The sequence below is a fragment of the Acinetobacter sp. A22 genome (assembly GCF_030913345.1).
Taxonomy (GTDB): Bacteria; Pseudomonadota; Gammaproteobacteria; order Pseudomonadales; family Moraxellaceae; genus Acinetobacter; species Acinetobacter junii.
Genome location: NZ_CP133162.1, coordinates 1,959,842 through 1,976,001 on the forward strand (window position 1 = coordinate 1,959,842; position 16,160 = coordinate 1,976,001).

General features: G+C 40.2%; 14 protein-coding genes and 1 riboswitch. Of the genes, 5 read left to right on the plus strand and 9 right to left on the minus strand.

Going from position 1 to position 16,160, the window contains the following annotated elements:
• Positions 1-72: 72 nt before the first annotated feature.
• From Q9Q86_RS09580 to trpA, 4 genes are read right to left on the minus strand one after another with little or no spacing between them, the layout of a single operon-like run.
• Positions 73-1,146: an SPOR domain-containing protein gene (locus Q9Q86_RS09580; RefSeq protein WP_112986210.1), complete on the minus strand. Its 1,074-nt coding sequence runs from the start codon at positions 1,144-1,146 to the stop codon at positions 73-75.
• Positions 1,137-2,423 carry a bifunctional tetrahydrofolate synthase/dihydrofolate synthase gene (gene folC, locus Q9Q86_RS09585; protein WP_112986211.1) on the minus strand — a complete coding sequence of 429 codons (1,287 nt, stop codon included), beginning with the start codon at positions 2,421-2,423 and terminating at the stop codon, positions 1,137-1,139. Before folC ends, Q9Q86_RS09580 begins: the two co-directional genes overlap by 10 nt.
• Entirely contained in the window at positions 2,420-3,316 is an 897-nt protein-coding gene (gene accD / locus Q9Q86_RS09590; protein WP_004908863.1) for an acetyl-CoA carboxylase, carboxyltransferase subunit beta, read from the minus strand. The genes folC and accD overlap by 4 nt, the downstream gene beginning before the upstream one ends.
• A complete protein-coding gene (trpA, locus tag Q9Q86_RS09595) occupies positions 3,313-4,116 on the minus strand; it encodes a tryptophan synthase subunit alpha (RefSeq protein WP_004908864.1) in 804 nt (267 codons plus the stop codon). The genes accD and trpA overlap by 4 nt, the downstream gene beginning before the upstream one ends.
• Before the next feature lie 275 nt (positions 4,117-4,391).
• Here trpA and Q9Q86_RS09600 point away from each other — a divergent pair, with 275 nt between their 5' ends.
• Entirely contained in the window at positions 4,392-5,723 is a 1,332-nt protein-coding gene (locus Q9Q86_RS09600; protein ID WP_039047033.1) for a Na+/H+ antiporter NhaC family protein, read from the plus strand.
• A gap of 35 nt (positions 5,724-5,758) precedes the next feature.
• Here the strand turns inward: Q9Q86_RS09600 and Q9Q86_RS09605 are convergent, their stop codons facing one another.
• The gene (locus Q9Q86_RS09605; RefSeq protein ID WP_112986212.1) at positions 5,759-6,781 is read right to left on the minus strand and encodes an AraC family transcriptional regulator; all 1,023 of its coding nucleotides are present in this window, start codon (positions 6,779-6,781) and stop codon (positions 5,759-5,761) included.
• Between the two features lie 116 nt (positions 6,782-6,897).
• Between Q9Q86_RS09605 and Q9Q86_RS09610 the strand changes: the two genes are divergently transcribed.
• Positions 6,898-7,773, plus strand: coding sequence for a metal-dependent hydrolase (locus Q9Q86_RS09610; protein ID WP_075696782.1), 876 nt, complete (start codon positions 6,898-6,900; stop codon positions 7,771-7,773).
• 39 nt (positions 7,774-7,812) lie between these two features.
• Here the strand turns inward: Q9Q86_RS09610 and Q9Q86_RS09615 are convergent, their stop codons facing one another.
• Complete coding sequence (locus tag Q9Q86_RS09615) at positions 7,813-8,808, minus strand: DUF2804 domain-containing protein (RefSeq protein ID WP_112986213.1); 996 nt, start codon at positions 8,806-8,808, stop codon at positions 7,813-7,815.
• Between the two features lie 214 nt (positions 8,809-9,022).
• Between Q9Q86_RS09615 and Q9Q86_RS09620 the strand changes: the two genes are divergently transcribed.
• A complete protein-coding gene (locus Q9Q86_RS09620; protein WP_112986214.1) occupies positions 9,023-10,804 on the plus strand; it encodes a bifunctional UDP-sugar hydrolase/5'-nucleotidase in 1,782 nt (593 codons plus the stop codon).
• A gap of 48 nt (positions 10,805-10,852) precedes the next feature.
• On the opposite strand, the gene Q9Q86_RS09625 is transcribed toward Q9Q86_RS09620, so the two are convergent.
• The 3 genes from Q9Q86_RS09625 to Q9Q86_RS09635 are packed head-to-tail and all read right to left on the minus strand — an operon-like array spanning position 10,853 to position 13,244.
• Entirely contained in the window at positions 10,853-11,365 is a 513-nt protein-coding gene (locus tag Q9Q86_RS09625; RefSeq protein WP_112986215.1) for a DUF1543 domain-containing protein, read from the minus strand.
• 9 nt (positions 11,366-11,374) lie between these two features.
• Complete coding sequence (gene trpB, locus Q9Q86_RS09630; RefSeq protein WP_004908869.1) at positions 11,375-12,604, minus strand: tryptophan synthase subunit beta; 1,230 nt, start codon at positions 12,602-12,604, stop codon at positions 11,375-11,377.
• The gene (locus Q9Q86_RS09635) at positions 12,588-13,244 is read right to left on the minus strand and encodes a phosphoribosylanthranilate isomerase (protein ID WP_112986220.1); all 657 of its coding nucleotides are present in this window, start codon (positions 13,242-13,244) and stop codon (positions 12,588-12,590) included. The genes trpB and Q9Q86_RS09635 overlap by 17 nt, the downstream gene beginning before the upstream one ends.
• A 118-nt stretch (positions 13,245-13,362) precedes the next feature.
• A riboswitch (cobalamin riboswitch) is annotated at positions 13,363-13,576 on the plus strand.
• Between the two features lie 36 nt (positions 13,577-13,612).
• Between Q9Q86_RS09635 and Q9Q86_RS09640 the strand changes: the two genes are divergently transcribed.
• Positions 13,613-15,469, plus strand: a complete 1,857-nt coding sequence (locus tag Q9Q86_RS09640; RefSeq protein WP_112986216.1) for a TonB-dependent siderophore receptor — start codon at positions 13,613-13,615, stop codon at positions 15,467-15,469.
• A 94-nt stretch (positions 15,470-15,563) separates the two neighbouring features.
• Positions 15,564-16,151 (plus strand): cob(I)yrinic acid a,c-diamide adenosyltransferase, encoded by a 588-nt coding sequence (locus tag Q9Q86_RS09645; protein ID WP_004950418.1) that lies wholly within the window; start codon positions 15,564-15,566, stop codon positions 16,149-16,151.
• The last annotated feature ends 9 nt before the right edge of the window (positions 16,152-16,160 follow it).

Here is a 16,160-nt window from a genome sequence, read left to right on the forward strand (position 1 = left end):
TTCATCTCCTATTCGATGAAAAACGCACAATCAACTCAACTTCAAAGATACTTAGCTTACTTAAACAACTGTTTATCTTTGATCTAGTGGAACCCAGTCAATTACCCAAGCTGATTTCATATTCAGACTTTCATCAGAAGAAATCTTTTTCCGAGTTGCATCAGCAACATCGCGATCTTTGGCAGGTCCAACCATAATACGAATACCTTTCGAGGTAGAACTGGTTGTGACTTTATAGCCTTTAGCACGTAGCTTGGATACGACAGCATCTGCATTTGCTTGGTTTGCAGCCAATGCCACTTGAACCATCCACTTCTTATCGCCATTTTCCATAAGATCGCGTGCTTTTTCAGCCTCAGCTTTCTTTTTGGCGTCTTCTTCAGCTTTACGTTTTTTATCATCAGCCGCTTTTTTGTCAGCTTCAGCTTTTCGCTTGTCTTCTGCTGCCTTTTTCTCAGCTTCAGCTTTTCGCTTGTCTTCTGCTGCCTTTTTCTCAGCTTCAGCTTTGCGTTTTTCTTCAGCAGCCTTTTTATCTGCTTCAGCCTTACGTTTATCTTCTGCTGCTTTTTTCTCAGCTTCAGCTTTACGTTTTTCTTCCGCTAGCTTCTTTTCAGCGTCTGACTTAAGTTGATCTTGCTTTTGTTGTTCAGCTTTCTTTTTTTCATCTAACTTTCGCTTTTCCTCAGCTAGACGCTGAGCTTTTGCTTTGTCATCTTCTGCAAGTTCAGGGGGAATATTATCTGAACTTTCTTGCTCTGAAGTACGGCGTGCATTTAAAGCTGCATATTCTTCAGCAGCTTTACGCGCGGCAGCAGCTTCAGCTTCTTGTTGCATTTTCAAGAACTCAGCGGCTCTGGCTTCTTGCTCTGCAACAGCTTTTTCACGAGCGAGGCGCTGCTCTTCAAGTAATCGCTTTTCAGTTTCAACATCCACAGCAAGTTGTTGGAGTGAAACCATTTCGCCATCTTGTAAAGGTTGTGCTGTATTTGAGTTTGATTGAGTTTTGGGAATCGGATGAGAGATTGTTGCTTGTGCTTTGTCTTGCTCTATTTCTTCATTGCCCTTGAGAAGTAAGGCTGCCAATAAAACACCTCCTCCAAGTAGAACAACGCCGCCCATCCAACGTTGTTTGTTATTTATTGACATTCTTCTAAATACTCCCAGACCGCTTCTAAAGTATGAAACGAACCACAGACTAAAATCAGTTGATTGTTATTACATTGTTTCAACACGATTTCAAACGCTTGCTGGATACTGCTAAATTCGTGCACCTGTTGACCTGCCAATGCTTCATTTAATTGTTGCATTGGTGCAGCTCGAGGCACATCTAAAGTAGCAATAAACCAATTTTTTACTGTTGTTTTTAGTAAATCAGTTACAGATGCAATATCTTTATCTGCCAACATTGAGAATACAGCCACAACTTCTGTGTACTGTTTATTGTATTTTAAGAATTTTCGCAACTGATTCAACAAAAATTCGACACCATGAGGGTTATGCCCAGCATCAAAAATGACGGTTTTGTTTTGAATTTGACGAATTTCAAAACGTCCTTGCAATGAAGCATGCTGAATACCTTGAGCAATTGTGGATTGAGAAATAGGCAAACCACTTACTAAGATTGCAGCTACAGCAGTTGAAATATTTTCAATTGCCAAATGTCCTGTCGGCAACTTTAATGTTGTACCTGAAGAAGCAAAACACCATGACAGACCGTCATCATTTAATTGATAAAAATAATCTCGGTTTAATGCGTATAGATTAGCGTTAGATTCAAGCGCTTTATCTTGTATCGCTTGCGGTAAAGGTTGATTACCACCAAAAATCACGGGAATATTCGGACGAATAATTCCAGCTTTTTCAAAAGCGATTTTTTCAATTGTATCGCCCAACCAATCCACATGATCCAAACCAATATTGGTAATCACGGCAATATCAGGATCGATCAAATTGACTACATCTAGGCGACCACCGAGTCCTACTTCGAGTACCCATACATCACATTGCTTTTGCTTAAAAATCAAAAAAGCAGCCAGAGTGGTTGCTTCAAAAAAAGATAAACTTAATCCACACTCACGACGTGCTTGATCTACGAGTACGAAAGCATCAATAAGACTCTGATCATCAACCTCTTGCCCAGCTAACTTTACCCGCTCATTAAAACGGTAAATATGCGGCGATTGATAAAGCCCCACGTTATAGCCTTGTGCATTTAAAATCGCAGCAAGCGTTGTTGTCGTTGAGCCTTTGCCATTGGTCCCTGCAACCGTAAAAACTTTTGCATTGGGTTTCATTACTCCAAGCTTTTCAGCAACTGGAATAACGCGTTCCAATCCCAAATCAATGCCCGTAACGTGAACATGGCTCCAATAATCGAGCCATGTTGTTAATGTATCATCAGAATGTGGTGTTTGCTGTGTCAAGGTAAGTTCATCAATTTAGCAACAAGTCTATATACAGTATCACGTAATGCATGACGATGAACAATTTGATCGACCACACCATGATCAAGCAAATATTCAGCACGTTGGAATGGTTCTTCTAACTTTTCACGAACTGTTTGCTCAATTACGCGCTTACCTGCAAATCCAATCATCGCTTTAGGTTCAGCAATATGTACATCACCTAACATTGCGAGAGAAGCGGTAACACCACCATAGACAGGATGTGTCAACACAACCAGATACGGAAGGCGTGCATCTTTCATTCGCTGAATCGCGGCTGAAGTACGTGCCATTTGCATCAAAGACAACATGCCCTCTTGCATACGAGCACCACCCGATGCAGCAAAACAGATTAAAGGTTGACGTAATTCAATTGCTCGTTCAGCCGCTTGGACAAAACGATCACCTACGACTGTCCCCATTGAGCCACCCATAAAGTCAAACTCAAAAGCACATGCGATAAGGTCTAAACCTTTAAGTGAACCTTGCATCACAACCAAAGCTTCTGTTTCACCTGTTTTATCTTGAGCTTCGCGCATACGCTCAGGATAAGGTTTACTGTCCACAAATTTTAATGGGTCTTTAGCAGCAAACTCTTGTCCCAATTCTGCATTAACTTGATCAAAAAACCAGTTTAAGCGATCACGAGCACGCATACGTAAGTGTTCGTCACACTGAGGACAAACATAAGCATTGAAAGACATTGCTGTACGTGTCACCAATGCATGACACTCTGGGCATTCAATCGTAGGCTCAGTAAAAGTTGCTTTGAATGTCTGCTGCTCAGTAGCAACTTGAATACCAGGGACTTGACGCTCAATCCAAGGCGTTGAAGGGCTAAGAACCTTCCCTGTTGTTAACTCTTGACTCATACTAACTCATCGAGCGCAGCTCGAAGCTCCTTCACTTTATTTACCGTCTCTTGCACAGCATCATCTGCTGGCAATGTCGCAAAAGATTTAACGAAAGCACTACCGACGATCACGGCATCAGCAACTTGACCCATTGCTTTTGCAGATGCAGCATCGCTAATACCAAATCCAACACCAACAGGTACGTTGGTCATGGTTTTGATTTTCGCAATACGAGCTGCAGCTTCTGAGGTATCTAATGTTGCTGCACCTGTCACACCTTTTAATGACACATAGTAAACAAAACCACTCGCATGATTCACCACATGCTGAATACGCTTATCAGTTGATGTTGGTGCTAATAAGAAAATTTGATCCATCTCATTTTGTTTTAAGACTTCACCAAACTGCTTAGATTCCTCAGGTGGAAGATCCACAAGAAGTACACCATCAACACCACAATCTTTTGCATATGCAACAAATTTTTCATAACCAATCACTTCAACAGGATTCAAATATCCCATTAAAACAACAGGTGTGGTTTGATCTTTTTCACGAAAGGCTTTGACCATATCCAACGCATCTAGTGTATTGGTTCCACCTGCCAATGCACGCTCAGCAGCTAGTGCAATGACTGGACCATCGGCCATCGGATCTGAGAATGGTAAACCTAACTCAATAACGTCGACGCCAGCTTCAACCATTTGGTGAAGTAATGGAACAGTTACCTGTGGATGCGGGTCACCTGCCATAACATAAGAAACAAGCGCTTTACGTTGCTGAGATTTAAGCTGTTCAAAACGAGTGGCAAGACGTGACATAGGATTATGCTTTCCTTGATTTATATAAATTGAGGAGTTGTTTGTAGACATACAAAAACACTGCATTGTAACGCTATTTTTTGCTCATTGAACAGGTTTTGACGTGATTGCAACGTGAATATTGCTACTTACAACAACCCTGACACATTTATCTATATTTTGGCTGAATTCTCAATGATCAAAGATTCCTAATTTTCAAGAAAACCACCTGCATTTTAGAAATCACCAAAGCTCCTTTATACTAGGCGCAATTTTTAAATATTCTTTTATTTTTTATGTCTGCCTACTCTCAGGAAAAAGTGCAAAGCAATGCGCTTGCTTTGTTACCTTTATTGGTATTTTTGATCATCTTTCTCGGGAGTGGTCTCTATCATTCAATGATTGGGACAGAATTTGCCTTTTATCAAGTAAAAGCGCCAGTCGCAGCAATCCCTGCCATCATTTTAGCTTTACTGCTATACAAACAGAAACTCAACACAGCCATCGAAGAGTTTCTTCAAGGCGCAAGTCATCCGAACCTTATTTTAATGTTCATGGTATTCATGTTGGCTGGAGCTTTTGCAAGTGTATCAAGTGCCATTGGAAGCGTTGATGCCACAGTTCAATTAGGTTTGTCATTGATTTCAGCTGAATTTGTGTTACCCATGCTGTTTATCATTTCAGCCTTTATTGCTACTGCTATGGGTACTTCTATGGGTACCATTGCTGCTTGTGCACCGATTGCTTTTGGTTTTACTCAAGCGACTGACATTTTACCAATTTATGCGATTGGGGCTGTCGTTGGTGGTGCAATGTTTGGTGACAATCTGTCCATGATCTCTGATACAACGATTGCTGCCACAAGAAGTCAAAACGTCGAACTTCGAGATAAATTTAGAGTCAACGTTTGGATTGCTTTACCTGCTGCCATCATGACCTTGATTGCTTATGTGCTACTCAGCCAACAAGCTGAATCAATTCAATCAAAAGCTTATGATTTATGGTTAATTTTGCCTTATCTAGCGGTCTTTTTTCTAGCATTCAGCCGATTACATGTACTTGCAGTTTTAATGATTGGAGTGGTGCTATCTGGAATCATCGGTCTGATTGAAAAGCCTGAATTTGATTTATTGAAATTAAATTCTTCTATTTATGATGGCTTCGTGGGAATGTTTGAAGTTGCACTACTATCAATGTTACTTGGCGGTCTGTCTGCTTTGATGCAAAAAGAAGGTGGTTTACAGTGGTTAATCGAAAAAATTTATCGTATCACCCGTCTATTTAAATTTGGTCGTCAGCGTGCTGGGGAATTGGGCATTAGTTTTCTTGTGGTCTTCTCCAATTTGTTTGTTGCGAATAATACAGTTGCGATCATTTTATCAGGCGATATGGCTCGTGAAGTGGCTAAAGAATATGGCGTTGATCCGAAACGTAGCGCCGCACTGTTAGACATTTTTTCTTGCGTGATTCAAGGCATTATTCCCTACGGTGCACAATTGCTTTTGGCTTGCTCAATTGCAAAGCTCTCGCCAGTCGAGTTAATCGGACATATTTACTATTGCTGGATTCTTGCCGTATTTGCGATTTTAGCGATCTTGTTTAATTATCCACGATTAAAAACATCTTAAACATTTGCAAAGTCTCTTTAGTTTTGTTTTTAAAATTAAAGAGACTTTAAAAACTGTTTCGGTGTCACGCCAGTCCACCGTTTAAAAGCACGTCCAAATGCACTTTGATCAGCATAATTTAGTCGTTCAGCAATTTCAGAAAGGGATTTTCCTTGCTGCAAATACAACTTACTTTGTTCTAAACGATATTGATCTAAAATATCCTGAAAGTTAAGTTGATAAGCTTTTAGTTGACGTTGCAAAGTTCGCTCAGAACAATGCAAACGCTTTGCAACATAGCTTTGCAAGACCTCTTCTTGTTGAGCCAATCCCTGCTCGATATAAGTTTGTATTTTCTGTCTAAATTGTTGTTGCTGTAACTCAGAAGAAGTCACACTATTTAAAGATTGTTGTGCCTGTGTGGATAGCACATGATTAAGCTGTTGATCTCCTGCAATACTTTTCGCTTTTAAAATTTGATTTGAAAATTGAATGGCATATTGCCCTGCTTGTACATGAATAGGACATCCATAAAACTTTTCATAATGATACAACGCCGTATGAGGAAGATAACCAAACTGTATTTTTTGAGGTGGAACAAGGGCATCTTGTACGATGGATTGCGCAATTTTAAAGATCAATGCCAAATTCAGTTCATACATCTCACGATAGTCACTATACGATGCTCCCCAAACAATTTGGATGTACTCGGCAAACTGTTGCACGCTCAATTGTTCTAGATTTGTTTGCTTAAAGACCAAAGAATAATATCGTTGTAAGAGTTGCAATGCTTGTTGTAAGTCTAAACTGGTTGAAGCCAAATATCCCATTAGCCCTAAATCTTGCAAGTTAGCATGTTCAGCCAAAACAAGTGTAATGGGCCGCGAAAAATAACTTTGTGCTGCTTGTAGAAGTACAACATATCGTTCTACATCAAAATCTTGCTCATCAGGATGTTCTAAACAATTTTGAAATGTTAACCATAATTCTTGTTCCACAACTTTAGACAAATCGACTTGCTCTTGTTGAAGAACACGATTAAACAATCGCAAATATCCAATTATAATTTTAACTGACATATGCCAATCTCATCCTGATATGTCGTTATTTGTATAAAACTTGGCTGTAACTGTCAAAACATTTCATCGGACTTTTTCCATACTGAGTACATGAAAAAGAAAAAGGAAGAGCAAAGATGAATGCACATGTTTCCTATCAAGTTGATCCAATTGTAAGAACAAAACTAGATTTTCACCTTAATGAAGCACCACGCTTTTGGTTTGGTGGTGATCCATTCCGTACTCGTATGTTCGATGCATTGAGTCTGACATTCCCAGATGGGGAGCGCTATTTCATCGAGTCTGTTCGATTGTTTCGTGACAAAATCACAGATCCTGACTTGCAAGCACGTGTGGCTGACTTTATTCGTCAAGAAGCACAACATGGTATTGCCCATGACAAAATGAATCAGGTCATGAAAGAGCAAGGTATGCCTGTTGATCAGTTCACTGATCGTTTGAAGAAAATTTTTAAATTTGAACTCAAATATCGTTCGCCACAGTACAACATTGCGATGACTGCTGCAGCGGAACATTTGACGGCGCTCATGGCAGATACTTTCTACAGTAAAAAGGAAACTCTTGCGGATGCTGATCCCTTTGTTCGAGCGCTATTTGCTTGGCATGCGATCGAGGAAATGGAGCACCGTGATGTTGCCTTTGATGTCATGAAAGAAGTGGGCGATGTATCTGAGTTCACACGTCGCTCAGCATTAGTACTCACTACAGTTCTGATGTTTGGTTTTACGATGTATCGTACCGATGTCATGCTGAAAAAAGATGGTTTTAATTTAAAACAACGCCTAGATTTAGCACGTAAAGGTTTACCTTGGTTCTTTGGTCGAAAAGGTATTTTGACTTCTAAACGTGAACAATACAGCGATTGGTTCAAAAAAGACTTTCATCCCAATCAGCATCCGATTATTCGTCAATATGATGTTTGGATCGATACCTTAGCAAAAACTAACGATCCGATTGCTGCGGGCGAAGCCTTTTGGCAGGCTGGATTATAAACCATAAAAAACCTCCCTTTACGGGAGGTTTTTTAGAACTTACCACTTCGCGTAATGCTGCTCTAATAAACCATATTGTTCATTTAGAACAACAGGTTCAACCGCTTCCAAATCAACCGTCCCTGTTACTTTCGCTTGCCATTGATTAAACTGACTGCCAATCAAACGCAAATTAATATTTTCAAAACGACACCACCCTGTTTCAACAAGTAGGTTGAGACGTTGATCTAAAGAACGAATTGTCCATGTTGTTTCGTTTTGCTGTTCAAATAAAACATCATTGAGCGGATAGAGACGACCATTGACCCACAAAGCATTTTCATTGCCAAAACTTTCGTTCACACCTGAGGCTAAATTTAAACCGATCCGTCGCTCTTGTTGATCTCTAAATTGACACGACAACCAAAACCAAGCTGTTTCTGGGCGAAGAAAACCACAAGTATCATCTAAAGCTGCTAGGCTTTGTTCATTAAAGTCGATGCGTTGCTGATCAGGATTAATAAAAAAACCTTCAACAGCTAAGGTGGTTTGCTTCTGTGTATACGTCCATCCATTAATACCTGTCGGTGAACACATACTCAAAGCATCAGTTCCTGCACAAAAAATCCGTGCTTTCAACTGTGTTTCGCCATGTTTAGTCACTTGAATATAACGCACACCATTCGCATGTTGCATATCAAATTGGTAGGCAGACTTTTTAAAAAAACTTTGACTAAACAAAGGCTGTTCGTCAAGTTGTGTTTTTAAAGCCAAAGGCTGTATCGCATTCCACTCAATGACTTTTTGCGCAAGATGATCATACACATAATAAAAAGCATGCCCTGCCCATGACAAATCAACAATCGCAATCCCGATGCTAAAATGCTCATGTTGTAATCCACAGAATTTAAACTTCTTATATTTAAGCTGTTTTCGCCAACCTTTTAATACCTGACCATAAGGGGTTTTATAAATATAGTCATCTAAATTAATACGTGATGGAACGTGTTCGAAACGTCCATAACGAGGTTGACCATTTGTTTGTATCAAATCCATTGTCGATTTCCATGATTGCGTCATTGCATCTATTACCGTCATAAAGTCCAATCTCTATGATTTCTCAAGCATTATCTCGAACCATCAAAATTACTCAAATAAGTTCAGACTAATGCGAGTGAGCAGCAAGATGTATTTTAGCTTAATATTTCATCAAATATTCATACTCAAGTTTTATTTTAAAAAACAATCTTATACCACTCGATCAAAAAACATGACTCTACATCCATTATTAAAAGTCAACGCATTGGGATTCATAGTATTAGCACTGACAGCATGTAACGACAACGATGATCAAAATAGTTCTGCAACCCAACCAGAACGACAAAATCAAAGTATTAATATTTTAGCTTTCAATGATTTTCACGGTAATTTGGAACCACCAAAACGTTTTATTGAGGCTGAAGACCCCACTGACACGAATAAATCGGTACGAATTCCTGTAGGTGGTGTCAGTTATTTTGCAGATGCAATCAATAAACTCCGTGCTCAATATCCTAACAATGCCGTGGTATCTGCGGGTGATTTAATTAGTGCCTCGCCACTTACCTCATCCCTATTCTTGGATGAACCGACCATTGAAACCATGAATGAAATCAAAATTGATTTTAACGCGGTTGGTAATCATGAATTTGATCGTGGAACTGATGAATTACGTCGTTTGCAAAATGGTGGTTGTCAGCAATATACCACCACTAAACCTTGCCAAATTAACAAAGATTTCGCTGGTGCAAAATTTAACTTTTTAGCAGCAAATGTCTCTTTGAAAGCTGATCCCAAAAGAACACTATTTCCTGCATATAAAATTAAGCGCTATGGCAATATCCCTGTTGCATTTATTGGTTTGACCTTAGAAGCAACACCAACAATTGTCTCAGCGGCAGGTATCAAAGATGTTGATTTTCATGATGAAGCCGAGACTGTCAATTCACTTATACCTGAGTTAAAAAAGCAAGGGGTTGAAGCAATTGTTGTAGTGGTACATGAAGGTGTAGCGCCAAGTACTAAATTTAATGCGAAAACCTGCGCAGGATTAAGTGGACCTTTGACTGGAATATTAGATCGTTTAGATACTGCGGTTGATGTCGTGGTTTCAGGACACACCCACCAGTCTTATATCTGTGACTATTCAACCTTAAACCCACAAAAGCCATTTCTATTGACCTCAGCAGGACAATACGGCACAGCAATTACCAACATTAAACTTGAGCTCGATGGTAAAACTGGGGATATCATCAAGAAAGATGCTCAACAGGTACCAATTCAAAGCGAAGCATATACGTCTGGAACGACTACGGTTAACTTGACTAACTTATATGAGAAATTTAACAAAACACCAAGTATCGAAGCAATTCTTGATAAATATCGTCAAGCTGTAACTACAATTTCTGCACGTATCGTAGGCACTGCGACCACAGTCATTAATCGAAATGCAGCTGAAAGTGGTGAAACCGCTTTAGGTAATTTAATTGCAGATGCCCAACAAGCAGCAGCTTTAACTGCAAGTAATCAAGGCTCTGATTTCACTTTAATGAATCCAGGTGGGGTACGTGCTGACCTGCAAACCAACAGTAATAATCAAATTACTTTTGGAGATGTATTTGCAGTACAACCTTTTGGTAATTCGATTATCACTTTAAGCCTAACAGGCCAACAAATTCGTGAACTTTTAGAACAACAGTGGTCTGGGGCAAATGCTGATCGACCTCGTATATTACAGCCGTCTAAAGAGCTGAGTTATACTTATAAAAAAGATACAACTGCTGTCCCACGTGCTACTCAAATTATGATTTCTGGGCAGGCTTTAATGGATAGCAAATCTTATCGAGTCACCGTAAATAGTTTTATTGCAGATGGTGGCGATAACTTTACTGTACTCACAAAAGGAACCAATCGTGTAGGTGGTGGACAAGACATTGATGCATTAGAAAAATACATCAACCAAAATTCACCTGTTCAAGCACCTGAAACCAACCGTATTAAAGTTATTCAGTAGTTCACATAAAAAAATGGGGAAGCTTTCGCCCCCCATTTTTTATGATATTTAATCAATTGGAAGATAAGTATTTTGCCAAGTTATCGGCTTAAATAGACCTTTCACTAAATGCACATAACGCCCTGCAACATGATCGATTGGGATACAATCATCCACCTCAATAACACGGTCAGTATGTGGTTTGCCCCACTCTGGTGGTATCAACTGCTTCGCAATCTGTTTAGCTTGAGTAGTATTTTTAGCAACCACCAAGTGATAACGATGTAACTCGCCAAATTGATTTGTTGAATATCCGCCGAGATTGATCAAATATAACTTTTGCTCGTCTACTGCTGGGGCAGCAAGCGCGAAGTGAATTTGATAAGCTACACCTTGCGTCTGAACTCCAGAAAACTGAGCCCAAGCGTCAATATGTAAACCCTTCAACTCACCAAACCAAGCTTGCTTCAGTTGAGGAATGATCTCCTGCACATCATCACCGATTGCCATAACCACATCATGGACTTCGGTAATGGCTTTAGCATGTCGACCACCCAACATCACCATAAACAAACTTGGCATGCTGTTGACTTACATCTCAACCATTTCGACGCCATCAATACGGGCTACCGTCATTAAATCTTTATCACCACGACCTGAAACAGTCGCAATGATGATTTGATCTTTTGACATTGTTGGTGCCAGTTTAGTGACATACGCCATCGCATGTGAACTTTCCAAAGCAGGAATAATCCCTTCAATTTTGGTGAGATCACGGAAACCTTGCAGAGCTTCATCATCCTTAATCGGAACATATTCAACACGTTTCATATCTTTCAAGAAACTGTGTTCTGGTCCAACACCTGGATAATCCAAACCTGCAGAAATACTGTGTGTTTCAATGATCTGACCTTGTGCATCAGACATGAGGTAAGTACGGTTACCATGCAATACACCAACATGACCTGCATTCAATGGAGCAGAATGTTTACCTGTTTCAATACCGTAACCAGCAGCTTCAACGCCATACATTTTGACATCTTGATCATTCAGGAATGGATAGAACAAGCCCATCGCATTTGAACCACCACCGACACAAGCAACTAATGCATCAGGAAGACGACCCGCTTGCTCAAGGATTTGGCGACGCGCTTCGCGTCCAATAATCGACTGGAAATCACGTACAAGTTGTGGATATGGGTGTGGCCCTGCAACTGTACCAATTACGTAATATGTCGTATCGACATTAGTTACCCAATCACGCATCGCTTCATTCAATGCATCTTTTAAAGTTTTGGATCCGCTTTGCACTGGTACAACTTTTGCGCCAAGCAAACGCATACGATATACATTCATTGCTTGACGCTTTACGTCTTCAGCACCCATGTACACCACGCACTCCATACCCAAGCGAGCAGCGATTGTTGCGGTTGCTACACCATGTTGACCAGCACCTGTTTCAGCAATGATTCGTTTTTTGCCCGAAAGTTTTGCCAATAATGCCTGACCAATCGTGTTATTTACTTTGTGAGAGCCAGTATGGTTTAGGTCTTCACGTTTTAAGTAAATTTGCGCACCGCCGAGGTGCTGAGACCATCGCTCAGCATGATAAAGAGGACTAGGACGACCAACATAGTACGCAAGATCACGATCAAACTCAGCCAAAAACGTTTCATCATTTTTCATACGATTATAAAGATTTTCTAAATCTTCAAGCGCAGCCATCAGCGTTTCTGACACAAAACGTCCACCATGAATACCGAAATGCCCTTGAGCATCTGGAAACTGGGTGTAGTCAATCACATTATTTTGCTGATCCACGTTGGACTCCTTGCATAAATTTTTCAATGAGTTGTTGGTCTTTTATACCTTTTGCGGACTCTACGCCTCCGCTCACATCTACAGCAAAAGCAGCCGTAGTGTGTATAGCTTCACTCACATTTTCAGGGGTTAGACCGCCTGCCAAAATCAGTGGGATATCAAGTTGAGGAAATTGATTCCAATCGAAACAATGCCCCGTCCCACCTTTTAACTGAGGATGCCATGCATCTAAAAGTACTGCACTGGCTCCCGCAGCTTCATAACGTTGAATTTCAGTCACAACATCTAAATCAGGCTTAACTTGAATCGCTTTGTACCAACGGCGCTTACATTGCGCAGCAATTTGTTGGCATTGCTCAGGGGTTTCATCGCCATGTAGTTGTAATACATCTAAAGGAACTGAATCAAGCACCGCTTGGATTTCTTGTGCACTTGCATTGACAAATAAACCCACCAATTGCACATAGGGAGGAACGAGATTCGCAAGTTCCTGTGCATTTTCAATAGTGACATGCCTTGGACTCGGAGGGAAAAAAACCAAACCAATTGCATCTGCGCCAGCACTTATTGCGGCTTGAATATCTTGTGCACGTGTGATGCCACAAATCTTGGCGCGAGTTCGGCTTTGAATTTGGCGCATAATAAGTCCAATTTTAGCATTAAAATTTGATTGCACCGCATTGTAATCCAATTTAACCAGCTTGGGGCAAAGTTCAGTCTGAAATGCGATTGTTTAAAAAACGTGAACACTTTATACTGCGCTCAATCTCGCAACAAGTCTAAAGCAAATTCTTTTGCTTATAGGGAAGTTGGTGCAAATCCAACACTGCCCTCGCAACGGTAACACCGAATTATTAATCTCAGCTCTAAGCCAAATCACTGCATCTGAATGATGTGGGAAGATGATTAATAGCATCACGATTGTGATGATATAGTGAAGTCCGGAGACCTGCTTGTTGTTTACTTCCACGTTAACATTCACGATGGGTGAATGTATGGAGCGACATCATGTCTACACATTTAAAACCGGCACATTTGGCTGGGGCTATCGCTATTGCGATGGGGTTAAGTTCAACTGCTTTTGCTCAAACCGTATCAACTAATAAAACTGCATCACTCGATACGATCGTTGTCACAGCAACACGTACAGAACAAAAAATTAGTGATGTCCCTGCCCGTATCAACATCATAGAACCGAAGATTCTTGAGCAATCTCCAATTGCATCATTACCGCAATTGTTACAAACAGATGCCTCAATCAATATGGTCCAAAGCGGTGGATACGGACAAGCAGCCTCAATCTTTTTACGAGGCACTAATTCAAATCACACACTATTATTAAGAGATGGTGTTCGCCTTAACTCAAATACATCTGGCGCAGCTTCTCTTCCATTTATTGATACCACTGACATCAAACAAATTGAAGTATTAAAAGGTCCAGCATCTGTTTTATACGGTGCTGATGCTATTGGCGGTGTAGTGCAACTCATCTCAAAAACACCTGAAAAAACTTCAGCTTTTGTAACAGGTGAGATGGGTGAAAATAAAACTTATAAATCTGTAATTGGTGCAGACCTAGCAGAAAATGGTTTTTATGCACAACTGCGTGGTCAACGTTTAGAAACTGATGGTACGCCTGTCACTGATGCTAAAAACTCGAAGAAAGCGAGTTTTGATCAAAAAGGCTATAGTGCAAAAATTGGTGTAGAACAAGAAAACTATGCTGCTTCTGTTGATTATAGTGAAAATGAAGGCTACAGTGACTACGACAATTACGGCAATTTAGTTTCTCAAGACTTTAAAAATGAAGCGATTAACCTAAAAGCGCGTGCCAATATTCTAGAGAACTTAGCTGTACATGCACGACTATCACAGTATAAAGACGACCTAAATCAAAATAATTCTGCTGACTACGTATATAGCACGACTCAAGAGGCGGAACTCTATACAAAATGGCAATTCACACCTGCACAAAACATTTTATTGGGTTCAACCTTTAAAGACATTAAAGGTGATGTGTACTCTAAAAATCTTTGGGGTGGAGAAGACGTAAAATACAAAGAATCTATCGATACAGTTGGTTATTTTCTTCAACATCAATACCAGCAAGATGGCATAGAAACTCAAGTTGGCGTTCGTGTAGAGGATAACGATAAGTTTGGTACACATACTGTAGGTCAAGGTGCAATCAGATACCAAGTATTACCACTAACAAGTGTTTATGCGAATATTGGCTCTGCATTCCGTGCGCCAACTACAAATGACTTGTATGCGATGTCTTGGGGCGCCAATCCTGACCTAAAACCAGAAGAAAGTTTTTCTTATGAAATTGGTGTAGACCAAAAGCTAAACTATGGTATTGATTTGGGGTTATCGGTTTACCGTAACAAAGTGGATAATTTAATTAGCTTCCAAGCAGGCAAACTGATTAATGTTAACAAAGCAACGTTTACAGGTGGCGAAGCATCATTTAAGTGGCAACAAGATGAGTTGTTTTTAAATACAACATATGCCTATGTTCAAGCCAAAGATGATGAAACAAATAAAGAGTTAAATCGTCGTCCGAAACAAAGCTTTACTTTAACCACTGGTTGGGATGATGGAATCTACGGTATTTCAGCATCTATCGTTGCGAAATCTAAATCTAAAGATTTTGCCGACTGGCCTTCAACAACTCCAACCACAACACCAGGTTACGTAACTACTAATGTCAATGCATATTGGCAACCAACGCCAATGATCAGAATCTTCACTAATCTCGAGAACATCGGTGATGTGAACTACAAAACCGCTTATAACGGTGGTGGTGTTTACTACGTTAACGGTGGTCGTCTAGCTTCAGCAGGTGTTACGTTCCGTTATTAATCGCGCAATAATATCCTAAAAATATTTTATTAACTCCATTTTCGGGGTAATGTTTTGACCGACATTATCCCCTTTTTATTGGTAGGACAGTTTGATGGGACATCGTTTAAGTAAAATCTACACTCGCACTGGCGACTCAGGTACAACAGGGCTTGGAGATGGTTCACGTGTAGCTAAAGATGATTTGCGTATTACAGCCTTAGGTGATGTTGATGAACTGAATGCAACGATTGGTGTACTTCGTGCTCAGATCACAGCTAGCCAAATAGAAAGCAAAGCCCAATGGGACAAAAGCTTAAGTCTTATTCAACACTGGCTATTCGATTTAGGCGGTGAGGTTTGTATTCCAAACTATCATTTACTCCAACCGATTTGTATTGAATTCCTTGAAAAAGAAATTGATCAAATGAACGAATCGCTACCGATGCTCAAAGAGTTTATTTTACCTTCAGGTAGTCTGGCATGTAGCTATGCACATCAGGCACGTGCTGTATGTCGTCGTGCTGAACGTGCGTTAATGTCGGTACACAGTCGTGATCAAAATATTCAAGCAACGGCTTTACAGCTATTGAATCGTCTATCAGACTGGTTATTTGTTGCTTCCCGTGCTTTGCAACGTGCAGAAGGCGGTAGCGAAGTACTCTGGCAAAAGAACATTAATGACAGCATTGAACAAGCATAATTATTTCTA